This is a genomic window from Sphingomonas sp. UYP23 (assembly GCF_054059235.1).
In genome coordinates this window covers 692,883-710,976 of record NZ_JBSSBX010000001.1, presented here as the reverse complement: position 1 = coordinate 710,976, position 18,094 = coordinate 692,883, and the positions used below count along the sequence as shown (strand labels likewise).

Here is an 18,094-nt window from a genome sequence, read left to right as displayed (position 1 = left end):
ATGACAGCCACACGTTACCCCTTGCTCGCCAATCCGCACATCCGCCTGTCGGGTCCGGTCGACCAGCTGATGTACACCAATTTCCGCCAGCAGCTCGAAAACTGCCCGGCCGAAGGCGCGATCGTGATCGCGCTGACGACGCTCGGCGGCGATCCCGAGGTCGCGCGGACGATGGCGGACGATATCCGCTTGCTCGAGGAGCATGACGGGCGCGAGATCCTGTTCCTCGGCAAGGTCGCGGTCTATTCGGCCGGCGCAACCTTCATGGCGGCGTTCCCCGTGGGGCGCCGGTTCCTGACGCGGCACACGCGGCTGATGATCCACGAGCGCAAGATCTCGAAGACGATCACGCTCGACGGCCCGCTGCGGATGGTGGTCGCCTCGATCAAGGCGGCGCTGCACGAAGTCGAGCATTCGATCGAAATCGAGGAAGAGGGCTTTCGCGCGATCGTCAAGGACAGCAGCGTCGACTTCGAGGAGCTGCGCGAGAAGGCGCCGGCCAATTGGTATATCGAGGCTGAGGAAGCGCGCGACCTGGGCTTGGTTCTCGACGTGATCTGATGGTCCTCCCCTCCCTTTCAGGGAGGGGATGTGCTACGCCACGGCCTCGACAAATTGCCTACCCGCCGCAGATTGCATGCTGCAATGCAGAGCTAGGGTTTGCGGGGCGCGCTCAGTCTGTGTACGAGCGGTCGCAAACCCGGCGCTCTTGGGCGCTACGCATCACGGAAACGAGACAGCGATGGCCGAATTCTCCCTTCCCGCCAATTCGAAGATCAAGAAGAGCGGCACGGTCCATAAAGCGGCGCCGGAAGCCACGCGGATCAAGAACTTCAAGATCTATCGTTACGATCCTGATGCCGGCCAGAACCCGCATTACGACACGTTCGAGGTCGATCTCGACTCGTGCGGCCCGATGGTGCTCGACGCGCTGATCAAGATGAAGTCCGAGCAGGATTCGTCGCTCACCTTCCGCCGCTCGTGCCGCGAGGGCATTTGCGGCTCGTGCGCGATGAACATCGACGGCACCAACACGCTCGCCTGCACCAAGGCGATCGAGGACGTGAAGGGCGAGGTGCGCATCACGCCGCTGCCGCACATGGAAGTGATCAAGGATCTCGTCCCCGATTTCACGCACTTCTACGCGCAGTACAGCTCGATCAAGCCGTGGCTGCAGACCGTTACCCCGCCGCCCTCGGGCAAGGAGCGGCTCCAGTCGCCCGCCGAGCGCGAGAAGCTCGATGGGCTGTACGAGTGCATTCTCTGCGCCTGCTGTTCGACCGCGTGCCCGAGCTATTGGTGGAATTCGGACAAGTTCCTCGGCCCGGCGATCCTGTTGCAAGCCTATCGCTGGCTCGCCGACAGCCGCGACGAGATGACCGGCGAGCGCTTGGACGAGCTCGAGGATCCGTTCCGCCTGTATCGCTGCCACACGATCATGAACTGCGCCAACGTCTGCCCCAAGGGGCTGAACCCGGCCAAGGCGATCGCCGAGATCAAGAAGATGGAAGTCGAACGCGTCGTTTGATGGATCTCCCGCTCCCACGGGGAGAGGGAAGGGCCCTGCGCCACAGGCGTGGGATGGGTGAGGGTGGACATAGGCGCGCGTGCGCATCTCCCTCATCCGGCGCTTCGCGCCACAGTCTCCCACAGGGAGAAGGATTTGAGGGATCGCCTCGCGGTAACGGCAACTCCGTGGCTATCCATGTGAGGTGCGTTACGGAATGACCGATATCCTCAAGCGCTACGCCGCGCTGCTCGCTTCGGGCGAGTTGAAATCCGATCCCGAGCAAGCCGCCGCCGCGCAGCGCCTCGCGCACCTTGCCGCCGCGCTGCAAGCCACCCCCAAGCGCGGCTCGACGCTCTGGCGCGTGCTCGGCCGCAAGCCTGAGCCGCCCCGCGGGCTCTACATCTGGGGCGGGGTGGGGCGCGGCAAGTCGATGCTGATGGACCTGTTCTTCGACTCGCTCGACATCCGCCGCAAGCGCCGCGTCCATTTTGCCGAATTCATGCTCGAGGTGCACCAGCGCCTCGCCGCCGAACGCGCCAAGGAATTGGGCGACCCGATCCCGCCGCTCGCCAAGGCCTTTGCCGAGGAAACGCGGCTGCTCGCGTTCGACGAGATGATGGTCACCAACAGCCCCGACGCGATGATCCTGTCGCGGCTGTTCACGCATCTGCTCGACGAGGGTGTGACGGTGGTGACGACGTCGAACCGCCCGCCCGCCGATCTCTACAAGAACGGGCTCAACCGCGAGCACTTCCTGCCGTTCATCGCGCTGATCGAGCAAAAACTGGACGTGCTCGCGCTCAACGGCCCGACCGATTATCGCCGCGATCGCCTCGGGCAGGTCGACACCTGGCTCGTCCCCAACGGCCCGCAGGCGACCGCGATGCTGTCGGGCGACTTCTTCCGCCTCACCGATTTCCCGGTCGAGGACCGCGCGCACGTGCCGTCCGAGGAGATGATCGTCCAGGGCCGCACGCTCCACGTGCCCAAGGCGATCAAGGGTGTCGCGGTGTTCAGCTTCAAGCGGCTCTGCGGCGAGGCGAGGGGGGCGGCCGATTACATCGCGATCGCGCGGCGTTTCCATACCGTGATCCTCGTCGGCATCCCCAAGCTCGGCCCCGACATGCGCAACGAAGCGGCGCGATTCGTCGCGTTGATCGACGCGCTGTACGAACATAAGGTCAAACTGCTTGCCGCCGCCGATGCCGAGCCCGCGCAGCTGTATGAGGCGGGCGATGGCCGATTCGAGTTCGAGCGGACGATCAGCCGACTGGAAGAAATGCGTTCCGAAGCGTATCTTGCGCAAGGGCATGGCACCGAGTGAGCGCCGCGGCGTTGCGGTAGCACACGGGCGCTACCTTTCCTAATTGCACTTGCGAATTATTCGCAATACTGGTTGTTAACGTCGTTGCCTTTACGGTTGCCCCGACTCGCAAACCGGCCTAAGCCGCGCGCCATCTGCCCCGCCGCGCGTCCGCGGCCCCAATCACAACGCCCGGTACGGGCGATAGTCGGAAGGATCCCAGATGGCTCGCAAGAAGATCGCGCTGATCGGCGCCGGTAACATCGGTGGCACGCTCGCGCACCTCGCAGCGCTCAAGGGCCTTGGCGATGTCGTGCTGTTCGACGTGGTCGACGGCGTACCGCAGGGCAAGGCGCTCGATCTCAGCCAGTGCTCGCCGGTCGAGGGCTTCGACGCCAAGGTCACCGGCACCAACGATTACAAGGACATCGCCGGCGCCGACGTGATCATCGTCACGGCAGGGGTCGCGCGCAAGCCCGGCATGAGCCGCGACGATCTGCTCGGCATCAACCTCAAGGTCATGAAGGCCGTCGGCGAGGGCATCGCCGCCAACGCGCCCGACGCGTTCGTGATCTGCATCACCAACCCGCTCGACGCGATGGTGTGGGCGCTGCGCGAATTCTCGGGGCTGCCGCATCACATGGTGGTCGGCATGGCCGGAGTGCTCGATTCGGCGCGCTTCAGCCACTTCCTCGCCGAGGAATTCGAGGTCTCGGTCAAGGACGTCACCAGCTTCGTGCTCGGCGGACATGGCGACACGATGGTCCCGGTGATCCAGTATTCGACCGTCTCGGGCATCCCGGTCCCCGATCTGATCGCGATGGGTCGTTCGACCCAGGAGAAGATCGACGCGATCGTTAAGCGCACGCGCGGCGGCGGCGGCGAGATCGTCGCTCTGCTCAAGACCGGTTCGGCTTACTATGCGCCCGCCACCAGCGGCATCGCGATGGCCGAAGCCTATCTCTACGACCAGAAGCGCGTCCTGCCGGCAGCGGCGCACCTCACCGGCCAGTACGGCATCGACAATCTCTATGTCGGCGTGCCGGTGGTGATCGGTGCGGGCGGCGTCGAGCAGATCGTCGAGATCGCACTCGACGACGAAGCCAAGGGCAACCTCTCGGTCTCGGTCGACGCGGTCAAGGAACTGCTGGTCGCGTGCAAGGCGATCGACGGGTCGCTCAACTGATTTTTCTGCCGGTGGTGCGCTGATCGCACCACCGCTTTCTCCCAACAGGAAGAACGCTGCATGAGCATTCTCGTCGACAAGAACACCAAGGTCATCACCCAGGGCATGACCGGTGAGACCGGCAGCTTCCACACCAAAGCGGCGCTGGAATACGGCACGCAGATGGTTGGCGGCGTGACGCCCGGCAAGGGCGGCACCACCCACCTCGATCTCCCGGTGTACGACACCGTCGCCGAGGCCGTCGCCAAGACCGGCGCGACCGCAAGCGTCATCTACGTTCCGCCCCCCTTCGCGGCCGACTCGATCCTCGAGGCGATCGACGCGCAGGTTCCGCTGATCGTCACGATCACTGAGGGCATTCCGGTGCTCGACATGGTCCGCGTCAAGCGCGCGCTGTCGGGTTCGAAGTCGCGCCTCATTGGCCCGAACTGCCCAGGCGTGCTGACGCCCGGCGAGTGCAAGATCGGCATCATGCCCGGCAGCATCTTCCGCAAGGGTTCGGTCGGCGTTGTCAGCCGTTCAGGCACGCTCACCTATGAGGCGGTGTTCCAGACGTCGAACGCGGGCCTCGGTCAGACGACCGCGGTCGGCATCGGTGGCGATCCGGTCAACGGCACGAACTTCATCGACGTGCTCGAGCTGTTCCTCGCCGACGACGAGACCAAGTCGATCATCATGATCGGTGAAATCGGCGGGTCGGCCGAAGAGGAAGCGGCGCAGTTCCTGCGCGACGAAGCCAAGCGCGGTCGCAGCAAGCCGATGGCCGGCTTCATCGCGGGGCGCACGGCACCTCCGGGGCGTCGCATGGGCCACGCAGGGGCGATCGTCTCGGGCGGCCAGGGCGGCGCCGAGGACAAGATCGCGGCGATGGAAGCTGCGGGTATCCGCGTTGCGGATAGCCCCTCGGAACTGGGCACGACCTTGCTGGCAGTGCTGAACGGTTGAACGACAAATCCTTCTCCCTGTGGGAGAAGGTGGCCCGTCAGGGCCGGATGAGGGCAGGCTAGCAGATTGGGCTGCCCTCACCCTCCCACCCGCTGTCGCGGGTGGGCCCCTCCCTCTCCCGCTGGGAGAGGGGAAGTAGAGGTGAAGGCACATGGGCATTGAAGGCCAGGATTTCGCGGATGTTGCGGGCAGCGTAAGCCCCGCCTTCATCGAGTCGCTCTACGCACGCTTCAAGGCGTCGCCCGAGAGCATCGAGCCATCGTGGCGCGACTGGTTCGAAGGCCTCGAAGGCTCGACCGAAGGCGCGTCGTGGCAGCAGGCGAACTGGCCGCTCTCGTCGACCGACGATCTCACCTCGGCGCTCGACCCGACCCAGATGGAGCCCGCGCCCAAGCCCGCGTGCGGCGGCGCCAAGCCTGCTCCCGCAGCGCCGGCTGCTCCGGCCCCCTCGCAGGACGACATCCTCCGCGCCGCGAGCGACTCGATCCGCGCGATGCTGCTCATCCGCACCTATCGCGTCCGCGGCCATCTCGCCGCCAATCTCGATCCGCTCGGCCTGTCGCAGCGCGAGATGCCCGACGATCTCAAGACCGAATATCACGGCTTCTCCGACGCCGACATCGACCGCAAGGTGTACCTCGGCGGCACGATGGGCCTGCAATGGGCGACGATCCGCGAAGTCGTCGACATCCTGCGTGCAAACTACTGCGGCAATGTCGGCCTCGAATATATGCACATCGCCGACGTCGAAGAGCGTCGCTTCCTGCAGGAGCGCATGGAAGGCAAGGACAAGGCGATCGAGTTCACCGACCTCGGCAAGAAGGCGATCCTCAACAAGGTGATCGAAGCCGAGCAGTGGGAGCGATTCTGCGGCAAGAAGTACGTCGGCACCAAGCGCTTCGGCCTCGACGGCGGCGAGAGCATGATCCCGGCGCTCGAGTCGGTCATCAAGTATGGCGGGTCGCTCGGCGTCAACGAGATCGTCTTCGGCATGGCGCATCGTGGCCGCCTCAACGTCCTCACCAACGTGATGGCCAAGCCCTTCCGCATCATCTTCCACGAATTCGGCGGCGGATCGGACAATCCCGACGACGTCGCGGGTTCGGGCGACGTGAAGTATCACCTCGGCACCTCGACCGACCGTGAGTTCGACGGGATCAGCGTCCATATGTCGCTGGTCGCCAACCCGTCGCACCTCGAGGCGGAAGACCCGGTCGTGCTCGGCAAGACCCGCGCGATCCAGACGATCGCGGGCGATCTCGACGAGCATAAGGCGTCGCTCCCCGTGCTGATCCACGGCGACGCGGCGTTCGCGGGGCAGGGGATCGTCTGGGAGTGCCTCGGCTTCTCGGGCATCCGCGGCTACAACACCGGGGGCTGCGTCCACTTCATCATCAACAACCAGGTCGGCTTCACGACGTCGCCGCAGTTCGCGCGCTCGTCGCCTTACCCGTCGGACGTCGCCAAGGGCGTCCAGGCGCCGATCTTCCACGTCAACGGTGATGATCCCGAGGCCGTGACCTTCGCCACCAAGATGGCGATCGAATACCGCCAGAAGTTCCACCGCGACGTGGTGATCGACATGTGGTGCTATCGCCGCAACGGTCACAACGAGGGCGACGAGCCCTCCTTCACGCAGCCGCTGATGTACGACATCATCCGCAAGCATCCGCCGGTCAGCGAGGTCTACGGCCAGAAGCTGATCGAGCAGAAGGTGATCGACCGCGCCTGGATCGACGCCAACATCACGCAGTTCACGACCTTGCTCGAGGGCGAGTTCGAGGCCGGCGCGACCTACAAGCCCAACAAGGCCGACTGGTTTGCCGGGCGTTGGTCGGGGCTGCATTCGCCCGCCGATTCGGAGAGCGCACGCCGCAACGTCGAGACGAGCATCGAGCAGAAGCTGTTCGACTCGCTCGGCCGCACGCTGACGACGATCCCCGAGGGGCTGACCGTCCACAAGACGCTCAACCGCGTGCTCGACGCCAAGCGGCAGATGTTCAAGACCGGCGAGAATTTCGACTGGGCGACCGGCGAAGCGCTGGCGTTCGGCTCGCTGCTCTCGGAAGGCTATGGCGTCCGTCTGTCGGGCCAGGATTCGGGTCGCGGCACCTTCTCGCAGCGTCACGCGGTGTGGGTCGATCAGACCGACGAGCACAAGTATCGCCCGCTCTCGACCGTCGAGCATGGCCGTTTCGAAGTGCTCGATTCGCCGCTCAGCGAGTACGGCGTGCTCGGTTTCGAATATGGCTACGCGCTTGCCGATCCGAAGACGCTGGTGCTGTGGGAGGCGCAGTTCGGCGACTTCATGAACGGCGCGCAGATCATGATCGACCAGTTCATCGCGTCGGGCGAGGCCAAGTGGCTGCGCGCCAACGGCCTCGTGATGCTGCTGCCGCACGGCTATGAAGGGCAGGGGCCGGAGCATTCGTCGGCCCGCGTCGAGCGCTTCTTGCAGCTCTGCGCGCAGGACAATATCCAGGTCGCAAACTGCACCACGCCGGCCAATTACTTCCACCTGCTGCGCCGGCAGATGCACCGCTCGTTCCGCAAGCCGCTGGTGATCTTCACGCCCAAGTCGCTGCTGCGGCACAAGCTGGCCGTCTCGAAAACCGCCGACTTCACCGGCGACAGCCACTTCCAGCGGATGCTGAGCGATCCTTCGGCCCCGGCCGATGCGGACGTGAAGCGCCTCGTGCTGTGCACCGGCAAGGTCGCCTACGACCTGATGGAAGCGCGCGATGCCGCTGGCGACCAGAACACGTCGATCGTCCGCGTCGAGCAGCTCTATCCCTTCCCGGGCGAGCCGCTGGTCGAACGTCTGAAGCGCATGCCCAACCTCGAGACGGTGGTGTGGGCGCAGGAAGAGCCGAAGAACAACGGCGCGTGGACCTTCGTCGACCCGTTCATCGAGGACTGCCTGGTCGAAGCGGGCGGCACGGTGCAGCGTGCGCGCTATGCCGGCCGTGCGGCCTCGGCATCGCCAGCGACCGGCCTGATGAAGCGGCACCAGACCGAGCAGGCGGCACTCGTCGCCGATGCGCTCGGCCACAGCGTTCGCGAAGAAATTCGCCGTACGCGCAAGGTTTGATGTTTACCCCGGCTGCGCGAGCAGCCGGGCCTGTGTAACTTCGCGGAGCGGCTGATCAGCAGACGCTGCGCACCTGGGCCCCGGCTTCCGCCGGGGAAGAGAAAAAGAGGCGGATATGGCAACCGAAGTAACAGTCCCGGTACTCGGTGAATCGATCACCGAAGCGACGCTCGGCGAATGGCTCAAGCAGCCTGGCGACAAGGTCGCGGTCGACGAGCCGATCGCGAGCCTCGAGACCGACAAGGTCTCGGTCGAAGTCCCGTCGCCGGTCGCCGGCGTGATGGGGCAGCACGCGGTGCAGGTCGGTGACACCGTGCTTGTCGGCGCCATGATCGCGACGATCGATGCAGGTGAGGGCGCTCCCGCCGCCGCCGCCGCGCCGCAGCCCGCCGTGCTCCAGTCGCCAGCTGCTGAGGCGCAGGCATCGCCCGCCACGACCGCCGGCCAGCAGGCGCCTGCCTCAGACCCGCGCGACACGCCCGCCGCGCTCTCGCCGTCGGTCCGCCGCGCGGTGCTCGAGCACGGTGTCGACCCCGCGACCGTCAAGGGCACCGGCAAGGACGGCCGCCTGACCAAGGACGACGTCGCGGCCGCTGCCGCCTCGACCCCCGCGCCGGCACCTGCACCCGCAGCAGCGCCGATCCCGGTCGCCGCTTCGGTTGCCGCCGCCTCGGGCCGGAAGGAAGAGCGCGTCCGCATGACGCGCCTGCGCCAGACGATCGCCAAGCGCCTCAAGGAAGCGCAGAATACCGCCGCGCTGCTGACGACCTTCAACGACGTCGACATGACCGCGGTCATCGAAGCACGCGCCAAGTACAAGGACCTGTTCGAGAAGAAGCACGGCGTCCGCCTCGGCTTCATGGGCTTCTTCGTGAAGGCCGCGTGCCTCGCGCTCAAGGACATCCCGAGCGTCAACGCCTCGATTGAGGGCGATGAGATCGTCTATCACGATTATGCCGATATCTCGGTCGCGGTGTCGTCGCCGGGCGGTCTCGTCGTGCCGGTGGTGCGCGATGCCGACCAGATGTCGGTCGCGCAGGTCGAAAAGACGATCGGCGATTTCGGCAAGCGCGCCAAGGACGGCACGCTCAAGATGGACGAGATGAAGGGCGGTACCTTCACCATCTCGAACGGCGGCGTGTTCGGCTCGCTGATGTCGACCCCGATCATCAACCCGCCGCAGGCCGCCGTGCTCGGCCTGCACCGCATCGAGGACCGCGCGGTGGTGGTCAACGGCCAGATCGTGATCCGCCCGATGATGTATCTGGCGCTCAGCTACGATCACCGCCTGATCGACGGTCGCGAAGCGGTGACGTTCCTCGTCGCGCTGAAAAATGCGATCGAAGATCCGACCCGGATCCTGATCGACCTGTAATATCGGATCGCATCTACCCATATTCCGTTCGTGCTGAGCTTGCCGAAGCACTGTCCTTGTCTGTCGGACGGAAGAGAAGGCAGCCCCTCGGCAAGCTCGGGGCGAACGGAGTGACACATGGCTGACTACGATTACGACGTCCTCATCATCGGTTCGGGCCCCGGCGGCTATGTCGCCGCCATCCGTGCAGCCCAGCTCGGCCTGCGCACCGCCTGCGTCGAATCGCGCGAGACGCTCGGCGGCACCTGCCTCAACGTCGGCTGCATCCCGTCCAAGGCGCTGCTCCACGCGTCGGAATATTTCGACGCTGCCGCCAACGGCACGATGGCCAAGCTGGGTATCAAGGTCACGCCCGAGCTCGACCTGCCGCAGATGCACGCGCAGCGCATCGACGCGATCAACCAGCTGACCGGCGGCATTGCCTTCCTGTTCAAGAAGAACAAGGTGACCTGGCTCAAGGGCCGCGGCGCGTTCGTCGATGCGCACACCGTTCAGGTCGGCGAGCAGACCGTCACCGCCAAGGATATCGTGATCGCGACGGGCTCGTCGGTCACCCCGCTCCCCGGTGTCACCGTCGACCAGAAGGTCGTCGTCGATTCGACCGGCGCGCTCGAGCTCGACAAGGTGCCAGAGCATATGGTCGTGATCGGCGGCGGCGTGATCGGGCTCGAGCTCGGCAGCGTGTGGCGCCGGCTCGGCGCCAAGGTCACCTGCGTCGAATATCTTGACCAGATCCTCCCCGGCTTCGACGGCGATATCCGCAAGGAATCGAACAAGATCTTCAAGAAGCAGGGCATCGAATTCAAGCTCTCGACCAAGGTGACGGGCGTCACCGTCAACGGCGACAATGCCACGCTGACGGTCGAGCCGTCGGCAGGCGGCCCAGCCGAGACGATCGAGGCGGATTGCGTGCTCGTGTCGATCGGCCGTCGTCCCAACACCGACGGTCTCGCGCTTGAAAAGGCCGGTCTCGCGACCAACGCGCGCGGGCAGATCGACACCGACCATCGCTTCCAGACGGCTGTCCCCGGCGTGTGGGCGATCGGCGACGTCATCCCCGGCCCGATGCTCGCGCACAAGGCCGAGGACGAAGGCATCGCGGTTGCCGAGAACATCGCCGGCCAGACCGGCATCGTGAACCACGCGGTCATCCCGAGCGTCGTCTACACCTGGCCCGAAATCGCCGGCGTCGGCCTCACCGAGGAAGTCGCGCGCGAGCAGGCCACCAAGAACGGCGGCGAGATCAAGGTCGGCAAGTTCCCGATGGCGGGCAACAGCCGCGCCAAGACCAACCACGAGCCCGACGGCTTCGTGAAGATCATCGCCGATGCCAAGTCCGACCGCGTGCTCGGAGTCTGGGCGATCGCAGTGCCCGCGGGCACGATGATCGCCGAGGCCGCTTTGGGCATGGAGATGGGCGCGACGAGCGAGGACATCGCCTACACCTGCCATGCGCACCCGACGCATAGCGAGGCGATGAAGGAGGCCGCGATGGCGGTGCGCGGGAAGGCGATCCACGTCTGATCGCGCCAAGCCGTAGCGCAAGCTACGGCGAGGCCCCGCCGCGATCAGACCGGCCGGTGGCGCTCAAAGCGCCGACCGACGGCGTGGCTTTGCCACGCCGCTGCCCGCAAGGAAGCCAACAGACCACACCCCGTTCCCCGGCGAAAGGCCGGGGCCAGTAGCAAGGGCGGATATAAGCGAGCGGTGTCGCTTGATCGGCACCGCCAGCACGACTGGGCCCCAGCCTTCGCCGGGGATCTGCTCGGTTACATCTGCTCGGTAGGGGTGCCGCCCCTAAGCCGGATCGCGCTGCGTCGCGCGCGCCGCCACCGTCAGCACCGCCGCCGCGCCGGCCGCGATCCATAGCGCGCCAATCCCATAAGCCCCATAACACCGTGCGCCAGCAATCACCCCGGCGCCGAACCCCACCCACAGCGCCAGATGCCGTGCCCATTCCCAGCGGGGTCCATCGCCCATCAGCGCGCCCGCCAGCCCCTGGCCGATCCGCACCAGCGCGCCCGTCATATAGGTCAGCCCGATGCTGACTGCACCGTCGCGCGTGAACACGCCATTCTCCGCCCCCATCGCGGTCGCGAGCAGCAGGAGCGGGACGATCGCAGGATGATAGGGCGCGAACAGCGCCGCCCCACCAAGCAGCAGGGTGACCAGCGCCATAACCGCGACGCGCTGGTGGCGCGGACGCGCCCGCGCCACGATCGTCGCCGCGATCACGCCGCTGACGAAGCTCAGGATCAGTCCGGCGCCGATCCGCGCATCGCTGCTCGCCCCCGTCGCGAGCGAAACGCCGAGCCGCGTCGTGTTGCCGCTCATGAACGAGGCGAAAAAGCCGCCCATGCTCGAATAGGCCAGCGCATCGACGAACCCCGCCAGCCCGGTGAGGCACGCCGCGAAGAGGAGGGTGGAGCGCTGATACTGTCGCATCGCGCGATCATGCCCGATGCGTCGCGGCGATGCCAGCGTCGGGCTCGCTGCGCAGGCGGAACGATCGACGCGCACGGCGGTTTTCTCGCGCGTACCAGGACGGTACGTGTCCAACAGGGGTTACCGATGAAGAAGACAATGATCGCGGCGCTGGCGTTGGTCGCCCTCCCGCTTGCCGCGTGCGGCGGCAATGGCGACGGCAAGCTCGCCAAGCAGGTCGAGAAGGCCGCCGACAACCGTGCCGACGCGATGGAGGCCAATGCCAAGGACCTCGAGGCGCAGGCCAAGGCCGAGCGCAAGACCGGCGAAGACCGCGCCGACGCGATCCGCGCCGCCGATGTCGACGCGAGCGCGATGACGCCCGAACAGCGCGGCGAAGTCGTCGCCAACGACGCAGCGGCGGTCCGCTGATTTCCCCGGCGCGCGGCCCCGTGTCGCGCGCCGCATTCCCTCGCGCGCATTCGCCGGGTAGAGCGCGGGAATGCCCTCGCAATTCCCCTGGCAATTCGGCTCCGCGCTGCCCTGGCTCGATCTGTTCGGGATCGCCGTGTTCGCGATCACCGGCGCGCTCGCCGCGATCCGCCACCGCCAGACGCTCGTCACCGCCACCTTCTTCGCGCTGGTCACCGGCGTTGGGGGCGGGTCGGTCCGCGATCTGCTGATCGGCGCGCCGGTGTTCTGGGTGCACGACCGTTTCGTCGCGGGCACCTGCCTTGCGGTCGCGGTGCTGGTGTGGACGACGCCCGAGCGGTGGTGGAAAGGGACTGCGCTCGACTGGCTCGATGCGGTCGGCCTTGCCGCCTACGCCGTGTTCGGCGCGGCCAAGGCGCTCGCGTTCGGCATTCCGCCCGTGCCGACCGCGCTGATGGGCGTGGTGACGGCATGCATCGGCGGGGTCATCCGCGACGTGCTCGCGGGCGAGCCGTCGATCCTGATGCGACCGGAATTGTATGTGACCGCGGCGGCGCTGGCGTCGGGATCATATGTTGTACTGGTCAGCGCGGGCCTGCCTTCGGCGTTCGCCGCGCCGATTGCCGCAAGCGCTGGTTTTGCGCTGCGGGCGGCGGCGATCCGGTGGCGGCTGGCATTGCCGGCCTATGGCAGGTCTTAACGGACATCATTCCAGAAGATTCGGCGGCCGGAGTGGGTCGCAAGGGGGGTGCCGTCCTTGTCCAGCGCGGGGCGATACCGGCCGTGCTGGGTGATCGCGGCGCAAGCGGCAGCATCGGCGGACGGCTCGCCGCTGGGTATCACCACGCTGCAGTTCTTCACGCGGCCGTCCGTGTCGATCAGCCAAACGAGCATGACCGCGCCTTGTGGTGTCGGGTCGAGCACCTGCGATGGAACGTCGGCGTTCGTGATCCATCGCTCAGGGCCGATCGCTTTGGCCTTGGTAACGGCCAACGTCCGCTCGGCGGGATCGATATGCCATGTGCGCAGCAGATCGGCGTTGCATGTCGAGAGCGCGTGCAACGCGGGCTTCATAAGCAGCAAGGCGACTGAAACGCGGGCTTTGCCCGAGAAAACGAGATCGACCGAAGGCGCATCGGCAAGCGTGGCGAGCGCCTCTTCCGGAATGGTGAGTGTCGTTATCCGCGGCTGGTCTTTAGCGGCGACGGCGCTGGTGTAGGACGTGTCGATTGCGGCAACGGTCGGACCCATGACGAACTTGGCCCGGCCCGATTGCGTATTGGCAGAGCTGGGGTGCGGCTCGATCAGGATGATGTCGATCCAGCCGGAGACAGGCCAAGTGCGAACACCGAAGGTCAACGGTCCGGCGCCGGTCTCATAAGGCCGGGACAGGACGCACTGCGTGTCGGCATAGTCGACCGCCCATTTGGCGGTCGGCTGCAACGGCGCGATCGGCGGGGACGCTGCACTTACCGTGAGCAGCGCCGCAGCTAGCATCATGGTCATCGCTTGCCCCCAAACCTTGTCGTTGCGGGTTTAACGCCCCATCTCGCCTCTGCAACCGGTCGCTTGCGCCACCCGAACAAATCTGGAACAGACTGCTCCCATGCTGACTCATATTTCCGTGCGCGGCGCGCGCGAGCACAACCTCAAGGACGTCTCGGTCGACATCCCGCGCGACACGCTGACGGTCATCACCGGCTTGTCGGGCAGCGGCAAGTCGAGCCTCGCGTTCGACACGATCTATGCAGAAGGCCAGCGGCGCTATGTAGAATCCCTGTCGGCCTATGCCCGCCAGTTCCTTGAGCTGATGCAGAAGCCCGATGTCGACCATATCGAGGGCCTCAGCCCCGCAATCTCGATCGAGCAGAAGACCACCAGCCGCAACCCGCGCTCGACCGTCGCGACCGTCACCGAAATCTACGATTACATGCGCCTGCTCTGGGCGCGCGTCGGCATCCCATACTCGCCCGCGACCGGCGAGCCGATCGCCGCGCAGACCGTCAGCCAGATGGTCGACCGCGTGATGGCGCTGCCCGAGGGCACGCGGCTCTATCTGCTCGCCCCCGTCGTGCGCGGCCGCAAGGGCGAGTATAAGAAGGAACTGCTCGAATGGCAGAAAGCGGGCTTCACCCGCGTCCGCATCGATGGCGAGATCCACGAGATCGACGAAGCCCCCGCGATCGACAAGAAGTACAAGCATGACCTCGAGGTGGTGGTCGACCGCCTCGTCATCGGCCCCGACATCGCGACGCGCCTCGCCGAAAGCTTCGAGGCCGCGCTGAAGCTCGCCGACGGGCTCGCTTATGTCGACCCGGCCGATCCGGTCGAGCCGCACACCCCCAAGAACGAAGTGCTCGGCGACAACGCGCCCCCCGGCCGCATCGTGTTCAGCGAGAAATTCGCCTGCCCGGTCTCCGGCTTCACCATCGCCGAGATCGAGCCCCGCCTGTTCAGCTTCAACGCGCCGCAGGGTGCGTGCCCGGCGTGCGATGGCCTCGGCGAAAAGATGCTGTTCGACGAGGAGCTCGTCGTCCCCAACCACGCGCTCAGCATCAAGAAGGGCGCGGTCGTGCCCTGGGCCAAGTCCAACCCGCCATCGCCGTACTACATGCAGGTGCTCGGCAGCCTCGCGCGCGAGTATAAGTTCGAGCTCGACACGCCGTGGGAAGACCTGCCCGAAACCGCGCGCGACACGATCCTCTACGGCACCAAGGGCAAGGCGGTCACGCTGACCTTCATCGACGGCAAGAAGTCGTACGACGTCAAGAAGCCGTTCGAGGGCGTGATCGGCAACCTCAACCGCCGCATGCTCTCGACCGAGAGCGCGTGGATGCGCGAGGAACTGAGCAAGTATCAATCCTCCGCCGCGTGCGAGGTCTGCAAGGGCGCGCGCCTCAAGCCCGAGGCGCTCGCGGTCAAGATCGGCATGCGCGACATCTCGAGCGTCACGCGCCTGTCGGTGGTCGACGCGCTCGCCTGGTTCGAACAGGTCCCGAGCCAGCTCGGCGACCAGCAGAACGCGATCGCCGAGCGCATCCTCAAGGAAATCCTCGAGCGGATCGGCTTCCTAAACAATGTCGGGCTCGATTACCTCAACCTCGACCGCACCTCCGGCACCCTGTCCGGCGGCGAGTCACAACGCATCCGCCTCGCGTCGCAGATCGGCAGCGGCCTGTCGGGCGTGCTCTACGTGCTCGACGAGCCCTCGATCGGCCTGCACCAGCGCGACAACGACATGCTGCTCAAGACGCTGCGGCGCTTACGCGATCTCGGCAACACCGTGCTCGTCGTCGAGCATGACGAGGACGCGATCCGCACCGCCGACTATGTCATCGACATGGGGCCGGGCGCCGGCGTCCACGGCGGCCATATCGTTGCGCAGGGCACCTTCGAGGAAGTGCTCGCCAACGAGAACAGCATCACCGCCGACTATCTTTCGGGCCGCCGCGAAGTCGCCGTCCCCAAGACGCGTCGGAAAGGCAACGGCAAGAAGATCACCGTCCACAACGCCACCGCCAACAATTTGAAAGGGGTCACCGCGAGCCTCCCGCTCGGCACCTTCACCTGCATCACCGGCGTCTCGGGGTCGGGCAAGTCGAGCTTCACGATCGACACGCTGTTCGCCGCCGCCTCGCGCACGCTCAACGGCGCGCGCATCGTCCAGGGCAAGCACGACAAGATCACCGGCCTGCAATATCTCGACAAGGTCATCGACATCGATCAGTCGCCGATCGGCCGCACCCCGCGCAGCAACCCGGCGACCTATACCGGCAGCTTCACCCAGATCCGCGACTGGTTCGCCGGCCTCCCCGAAAGCCTCGCCCGTGGCTACAAGCCCGGGCGCTTCAGCTTCAACGTCAAGGGCGGCCGCTGCGAGGCGTGCCAGGGCGACGGGCTGCTCAAGATCGAGATGCACTTCCTCCCCGACGTCTATGTGACGTGCGACGTCTGCCACGGCGAGCGCTACAATCGCGAGACGCTCGAGGTGAAGTTTAAGGGCAAGAGCATCGCCGACGTGCTCGACATGACGGTCGAGGATGCGGTCGAATTCTTCAAGGCCGTCCCGCCGATCCGCGACAAGATGGCGATGCTGCAGGAAGTCGGCCTCGGCTACGTCAAGGTCGGCCAGCAGGCGACGACGCTCTCGGGCGGCGAGGCGCAGCGCGTCAAGCTCGCCAAGGAACTGTCGCGCCGCGCCACCGGGCAGACGCTGTATATTCTGGATGAGCCGACGACGGGGCTGCATTTCGAGGACGTGCGCAAGCTGCTCGAAGTGCTCCACCAGTTGGTCGAGCAGGGGAATACGGTCGTGGTGATCGAGCATAACCTCGACGTCATCAAGACCGCGGATTGGGTGCTCGACCTTGGGCCTGAGGGGGGCGTGAAGGGCGGCGAGATCGTCGCGCAGGGGACGCCTGAGGTTGTGGCGAAGGCGAAGGGGTCGTTTACTGGGAATTATTTGGCGCCGTTGTTAGTCCGATCTTCCGTGAATGACAAATAGCAGGTATATACAGACTATTCGTGGTGCACTACACTGGACAGTGCTATCTCAAATGCATTCAAACCACGTATGATGCGCTCCACGAGATCCTTTTCCTCTTTTGGATCGGGCAGGTTTATTATTGATCGTAATGCTTTGTGGACTACCTCGCCACGTTGCGACCCGAAGGTGCTTAGGTCCGTGAGAAATTGATCGTCTAAAGTGTTTTCATCTATTCCCAAGGGTAGGAACATTGAAAGAAAATTTGGGGATCTGACGCCTTTGTTCTCTCTAATCCTTTTGCGAAGTTTGTGTTCGCAAGCTTCCCGAGTTCGCGTAAAAAAAGACTGTGTTTTAAACGGCTTTGTTGCATAATTACGCGAGAGCATGACCGACGTTTTACTTGAAGATGTTATTGGATGCGGACGGTCACCGGCGTTCCTATTTCGGAGAACCGATTGAGAATTGCAGCACGGACTTTGAGCTCGGTAATCTGACGATCGAAGGTGCGGGCGACAACGCGCTGGCCCAGGAGTTTGAAGCAGTGCATTTTGGTCTCGACCAGACTGCGGCGATGATAGCCGCTCCACTTTTTCCAGATTGCGCGACCAAGCCGCTTTGTCGCGCGTAGCGCTCCACTGCGTGCATCGACGCCGGGACCGCCTTCTGCCCATGGTTGCCCGTTGCGGCGGACCGGGATGACCGCATCGGCACCGCGCCCGGCAATAGCGGCATGGCAGTCCCTGGTATCATAAGCGCCATCTCCGCCGACGCTGAGTATCCGCTCGTCTCCGGGAATTTGCGCCAGGAGAACGGGCAGCGTCGGTGCGTCACCAATGGCATTCGTCGTGACCTCAATGGCCCGGATATCCAGCGTCCCAGCATCAATCCCGAGATGCACCTTGCGCCACTGGCGACGGTAGGACGGTCCGTGTTTGCGCGTCTTCCACTCGCCTTCTCCCGTCATTTTGATCCCGGTGCTGTCGACCAGCAGGTGCAGTCCGCCCGAGCTGATCCGCCCGCCGAGGTTGACCTTCAACGTCTTCTGCCGTCGGCACAGCGTCGTATAATCCGGCACCGACCAATCCAGCCCCGCCATTTTGATCAGGCTCGAAACCAACCCCGTCACTTGCCGCAAAGGCAGGTTGAACAGCGTCTTCAGCGTCAGGCACAGCTCTATCGCGCTGTCTGAAAACCGCATCGGGCGACCAGGGCGACCACACGGCTTCGAAAGCCAGTGCATCTCCGGATCAAACCATATTTCCAGCGACCCACGCCGCTTCAGCGCCGCATTATACTCAGGCCAGTTCGTCGTACGATACACAGGTGCGGCAGGTTTGGGCAT

Annotated in this window: 14 protein-coding genes; 11 read left to right on the top strand and 3 right to left on the bottom strand. The window is 65.2% G+C overall.

The features are described from left to right. The 8 genes from ACVWYO_RS03690 (at nucleotide 1) to lpdA (ending at nucleotide 10,934) form a co-directional block, all read left to right on the top strand. The gene (locus ACVWYO_RS03690; protein ID WP_457348836.1) at nucleotides 1-561 is read left to right on the top strand and encodes a ClpP family protease; all 561 of its coding nucleotides are present in this window, start codon (nucleotides 1-3) and stop codon (nucleotides 559-561) included. Between the two features lie 181 nt (nucleotides 562-742). Further along, a complete protein-coding gene (locus tag ACVWYO_RS03685) occupies nucleotides 743-1,528 on the top strand; it encodes a succinate dehydrogenase iron-sulfur subunit (RefSeq protein ID WP_457348835.1) in 786 nt (261 codons plus the stop codon). Nucleotides 1,529-1,724: 196 nt separating this feature from the next. Next, a complete protein-coding gene (zapE, locus tag ACVWYO_RS03680; protein WP_457348834.1) occupies nucleotides 1,725-2,834 on the top strand; it encodes a cell division protein ZapE in 1,110 nt (369 codons plus the stop codon). 202 nt (nucleotides 2,835-3,036) lie between these two features. Then, the gene (mdh, locus tag ACVWYO_RS03675; RefSeq protein ID WP_457348833.1) at nucleotides 3,037-3,999 is read left to right on the top strand and encodes a malate dehydrogenase; all 963 of its coding nucleotides are present in this window, start codon (nucleotides 3,037-3,039) and stop codon (nucleotides 3,997-3,999) included. A gap of 60 nt (nucleotides 4,000-4,059) precedes the next feature. Next, entirely contained in the window at nucleotides 4,060-4,944 is an 885-nt protein-coding gene (gene sucD / locus ACVWYO_RS03670) for a succinate--CoA ligase subunit alpha (protein ID WP_010183864.1), read from the top strand. Between the two features lie 151 nt (nucleotides 4,945-5,095). After that, nucleotides 5,096-8,035: a 2-oxoglutarate dehydrogenase E1 component gene (locus ACVWYO_RS03665; RefSeq protein WP_457348832.1), complete on the top strand. Its 2,940-nt coding sequence runs from the start codon at nucleotides 5,096-5,098 to the stop codon at nucleotides 8,033-8,035. A 115-nt stretch (nucleotides 8,036-8,150) separates the two neighbouring features. Further along, complete coding sequence (gene odhB, locus ACVWYO_RS03660; RefSeq protein ID WP_457348831.1) at nucleotides 8,151-9,410, top strand: 2-oxoglutarate dehydrogenase complex dihydrolipoyllysine-residue succinyltransferase; 1,260 nt, start codon at nucleotides 8,151-8,153, stop codon at nucleotides 9,408-9,410. A 117-nt stretch (nucleotides 9,411-9,527) separates the two neighbouring features. Beyond that, on the top strand, nucleotides 9,528-10,934 hold the full coding sequence (gene lpdA, locus ACVWYO_RS03655) for a dihydrolipoyl dehydrogenase (RefSeq protein WP_457348830.1): 1,407 nt from the start codon (nucleotides 9,528-9,530) through the stop codon (nucleotides 10,932-10,934). Between the two features lie 273 nt (nucleotides 10,935-11,207). On the opposite strand, the gene ACVWYO_RS03650 is transcribed toward lpdA, so the two are convergent. Further along, on the bottom strand, nucleotides 11,208-11,930 hold the full coding sequence (locus ACVWYO_RS03650) for a YoaK family protein (RefSeq protein ID WP_457348829.1): 723 nt from the start codon (nucleotides 11,928-11,930) through the stop codon (nucleotides 11,208-11,210). Nucleotides 11,931-11,981: 51 nt separating this feature from the next. Between ACVWYO_RS03650 and ACVWYO_RS03645 the strand changes: the two genes are divergently transcribed. Next, nucleotides 11,982-12,266, top strand: coding sequence for a hypothetical protein (locus tag ACVWYO_RS03645; protein WP_457348828.1), 285 nt, complete (start codon nucleotides 11,982-11,984; stop codon nucleotides 12,264-12,266). A gap of 70 nt (nucleotides 12,267-12,336) precedes the next feature. Next, on the top strand, nucleotides 12,337-12,966 hold the full coding sequence (locus tag ACVWYO_RS03640) for a trimeric intracellular cation channel family protein (RefSeq protein ID WP_457348827.1): 630 nt from the start codon (nucleotides 12,337-12,339) through the stop codon (nucleotides 12,964-12,966). Here the strand turns inward: ACVWYO_RS03640 and ACVWYO_RS03635 are convergent. Next, nucleotides 12,963-13,709, bottom strand: a complete 747-nt coding sequence (locus tag ACVWYO_RS03635) for an energy transducer TonB (RefSeq protein WP_457348826.1) — start codon at nucleotides 13,707-13,709, stop codon at nucleotides 12,963-12,965. The two genes, ACVWYO_RS03640 and ACVWYO_RS03635, sit on opposite strands and share 4 nt — an antisense overlap. 163 nt (nucleotides 13,710-13,872) lie before the next feature. Here ACVWYO_RS03635 and uvrA point away from each other — a divergent pair, with 163 nt between their 5' ends. Beyond that, entirely contained in the window at nucleotides 13,873-16,770 is a 2,898-nt protein-coding gene (gene uvrA / locus ACVWYO_RS03630; RefSeq protein ID WP_457348825.1) for an excinuclease ABC subunit UvrA, read from the top strand. A 391-nt stretch (nucleotides 16,771-17,161) separates the two neighbouring features. Here the strand turns inward: uvrA and ACVWYO_RS03625 are convergent, their stop codons facing one another. Then, entirely contained in the window at nucleotides 17,162-18,094 is a 933-nt protein-coding gene (locus ACVWYO_RS03625; RefSeq protein ID WP_457348824.1) for an IS5 family transposase, read from the bottom strand.